This is a genomic window from Mycobacterium sp. ZZG, from assembly GCF_054786995.1.
In genome coordinates this window covers 1-3,373 of record NZ_JBTBFV010000129.1, presented here as the reverse complement: position 1 = coordinate 3,373, position 3,373 = coordinate 1, and the positions used below count along the sequence as shown (strand labels likewise).

Genomic DNA, 3,373 nt, shown 5'->3' with positions numbered 1-3,373 from the left:
TGTTGCCCGTCGCTGTGGATGAGGATATGGGCATCATCGAGTTTGGTGACGAGTGGCCGATGGGAACGGCCCCGCTCGGTGTGGTGAGCGGGGCCGTGGTCGTCGTCGTGACGGGGTCGTCGTCGTGGTGACGTGGTGTTCGTCGCGGTGAAGCGACTTGGGTTCAGTCGGTTGCTGTTTCGCTGATGGCGATGCGTGCGGCTTTCTCTCCGACGATGGAGTGACCGGCGGCGAACGCGGCGGTCAGGGCGTGCAGGGCGAGGTTGTTGACCGCGCGGGGGTGCCCGCGCGAGGCATTGTGGATCAAGGTGATCGCGTCGTCGGCGAATAGGACGTCGGAGCGGCCGGCGATTTTGGTGTGGTGGTTGATGTAGTCGGCGGTGTCGTCTGGTGTCATGCCGGGCAGGGTGTAGCGCACTGCGATGCGCTGGTCCAGGGCGGCCAGGACTCCGAGACGTAGCCGGTGGCGCAGGGTGGGTTGGCCGACGAGTACGACGGCGAATGGGGATCCGGAGTCCATGTCGTGGTTGGTCAGCAGCCGGATCGCTTCTAGTTGATGGTTGTCGAGCAGGTGGGCTTCATCGACGACCAGCACGGGGCTGCGGCCGCGTTCGGCGTGTTCGGCGGCCAGAGCGTCGGCGGCCTGGGGTGCCAGTCGGGCGGTGTGAAAGACCGGGGTGTGTCCGAGGGCAGCCACGATGTGGGTGAGCATGCCGCGCACGCCGATGGTGGGGTTGGCCAGGTAGATGATGACGTGTCGCGCCGGATCCAAGGAGGTGGCTGCGGCGCGGATGGCCACGGTTTTGCCGGCACCGACTTCGCCGGTGATGACTCCGATGGCGCATTGGTCCACACACCAGGAGATCCGGGCGATCGCTTCGCTGTGTCCGGGATAGCGGTGCAGCATCGAGGGGGCGAGGTCGCGTCCGAACGGCATCCGGGAGAATCCCCAGTGTGATTGCAGTCGTTGAATACTCACGCCGAGGCCTCACCTTCATGGTCAGAGTTCTCGGCACCGAGGTCGGTCAACGCGAGCTGTCCGAGGACCTGGTCGTTGACCACAATGTCGTCGGTGGCTGTGACCTCGGTGCCGTAGAGGGCGTGGTAGCCGATGCGTTCATCGTCACGCAGTTGGGCGTGGTGGGCGGCGGCGGTCAATGCCAGGTAGTCGATCCCGGTCGCCGCCGGCGCAGGCGCTGGGCCAGCGGCCTCGGGTCGGGCTTTCGGGTGAGCGTGGCGGGTGATGGTGTGCGGCGCCGCGGCGCCGAAGCTTTGATCGCGGTAGCGGACCTCGATGGTGTGCAGGTCGAACGGGGAGAACACCAGCTCCACGCGGCGCCCGGCCAGGGCGGGGTCGACTCGGTAGGTGTTGGAGTGCAGCGACACGGTGGCGGTCTTGGTCACCACGCGAAACTCCGACCACAAGAACGCTTCGGTCAGATCCGCGGCGGTCGGCAATGCCGGTGACCCGCCGAGCCGGTCGAAGCCGGCTTCCCACCGTGCCAGTGGTGCCTGTTCGGTCTCGGAATGAGTCCGTCGGTGGTATTCGGTTTCGACCCAGGCCATGAACAGCCGGTTGAGTTCCAACAACGCCGCGGTGTGGGCGACCCCGGCCGCTGTGAGGTCCTCGCTGCTGGTGTCGGTGACCTCGACGAGGAACTGTTCGCGCACGGTGCGGAAGAACCGTTCGATCTTGCCTCGGCCTTGCGGGCGCCCGGGCGCGGAGTGCACCAGCCGGATCCCGAGTTTCGCGCACGCCCGCAGCAGCCAGGCATCGACGAACGCCGAGCCGTTGTCGACATAGATTCCGGCGGGCACTCCGCGGGCGGCCAGCGCGGGTTTGAGCGCGGCGGCCAGGCGCACGGTGTCTTCGGCGAATCCGAACCGGTGCCCGACGACCAGCCGGGAATGGTCGTCGAGGAAGGCGAACAGGTAGGTTTTGCGGTCCCCGACCCGCGGGCCATGCAAAGCGTCGCCGACCCACAGTTCGTTGGGGTCAGCGGCTTCGAACCGGCCGAACACCTCCGTGCTCTGACCTGCGGCCGGGCCCATCAGCTCGCACCGATGGAAGTGGCGCAGCAGGGTCGATTCCGAGGGCGCCCACCCGGTCGCGGTGCGCAGGATGCGAGCCACCTGCGCGGCGGTGCGGGCCGGGTTCTCCCGCTTGAGCGAGGCGGCCAACTCCAGCACCCCGACATCGGTGCGGGTGGCTAGCCGGCGCGGCTCAGGCACCAGCGCTTCGAACCCGCCACCGCGGTAACGCCGGATCCAGCGATCCAGCGTCGCGCGGGCGATCTGGACCTGGGAACCGAACGGATCGATATGGCGGCGTTCGGCGATCTCACGGACCACCCGGCCGCGCTGGCGGGTGGAGAGCCCCTCTTCCAGCGCGGGGCAGATCACCTGATAGCGGAACAACCCGATCGCATTGGCCCGTTCCCGACGCTTGTGGTCCTCCAACGACACCGCAGTGCCCTCCTCGCAGTCGATGGCCCCACCCGAAACCGGTGCCGGACAGGCGCCCTGGCGAGGATCACCGATCACCTGACAGCGCGTCAGGGGCAACTGGTGTTGTGTGGCACCGCCGATGACATCGGCGGCCACCCGGGCGCCAACAACCGGCCGCCGCTGACGGCCACCATCACCAGCGCCGGCGTCACCACGCCCAGCAACCCGGCCGACCCGAACCGCTGCCCGATCGCCGACGCGGCGACCAAGACCGCCGCCTCGACGTCACGCCAACCACAGCCGAGTCCGTCGGGGATCGTCACATCGATCCCCGTACGCACCGCCACCGTGACAAACCACGCCCGCATCGACTCCAGACGCTGCCCAGCCCGCCGCAGCCAGCCCCGCACCGTTGACGGCGGTACCTGCAACCGGGCAGCGATCCCGCGATGCCCTACCCCTTCAGCCCGCGCCGACAGCGCCATCCAAATCCGCTCGGCTGCATATGCTCTGCGCAACAGCATGGTGACCGGCAACAACACATGAGTGACCAGACAAGAGCGGCACCGGGCCCGGCGCGGCCGCACCGGATCATCGAGCCCCTCGACGTGGCGGGCGCGGGCATACCCCCAGCCGCCGAGCACACCGTCCAGGCAAGCCGGACAGGCGATCGCCCCACCAGCCAGCCGGGACTCGACGCGGACAGAATCGACCTCTACCGTCACCATCAGTGCCTCCGAGCACTACAGCGCGGCACCTCGCAAGCCCGCCAAGACTTCAGCGAGGTGCCGCGCACCCATCAGTTCCTCGTCACACTGACGGTGCACACGAACAAGATCAATTCGACAACGGCGGCACAGGCCACATCAGCACGCTCAATGACGTCCACATACCCCGTGATCGTCATCCCGAGAGACGGTCAACA

At 67.8% G+C, this 3,373-nt stretch carries 3 protein-coding genes; all 3 read right to left on the bottom strand.

Annotated features, from left to right (window positions below; all coding sequences use genetic code 11):
• Positions 1 to 163: 163 nt before the first annotated feature.
• Positions 164 to 937 carry an ExeA family protein gene (locus ACXMYJ_RS28870; RefSeq protein ID WP_260757981.1) on the bottom strand — a complete coding sequence of 258 codons (774 nt, stop codon included), beginning with the start codon at positions 935 to 937 and terminating at the stop codon, positions 164 to 166.
• Between the two features lie 38 nt (positions 938 to 975).
• Positions 976 to 2,466 (bottom strand): DDE-type integrase/transposase/recombinase, encoded by a 1,491-nt coding sequence (locus ACXMYJ_RS28865; RefSeq protein WP_260752507.1) that lies wholly within the window; start codon positions 2,464 to 2,466, stop codon positions 976 to 978.
• 89 nt (positions 2,467 to 2,555) lie between these two features.
• Positions 2,556 to 3,176: a helix-turn-helix domain-containing protein gene (locus ACXMYJ_RS28860; RefSeq protein WP_260755034.1), complete on the bottom strand. Its 621-nt coding sequence runs from the start codon at positions 3,174 to 3,176 to the stop codon at positions 2,556 to 2,558.
• Positions 3,177 to 3,373 lie beyond the last annotated feature (197 nt).

Bases quoted from the DNA above. Each gene is read 5' to 3' on its own strand.
- ACXMYJ_RS28870 (WP_260757981.1), bottom strand. From the start codon at position 937: ATGCCGTTCGGACGCGACCTCGCCCCCTCGATGCTGCACCGCTATCCC.
- ACXMYJ_RS28860 (WP_260755034.1), bottom strand. From the start codon at position 3,176: ATGGTGACGGTAGAGGTCGATTCTGTCCGCGTCGAGTCCCGGCTGGCT.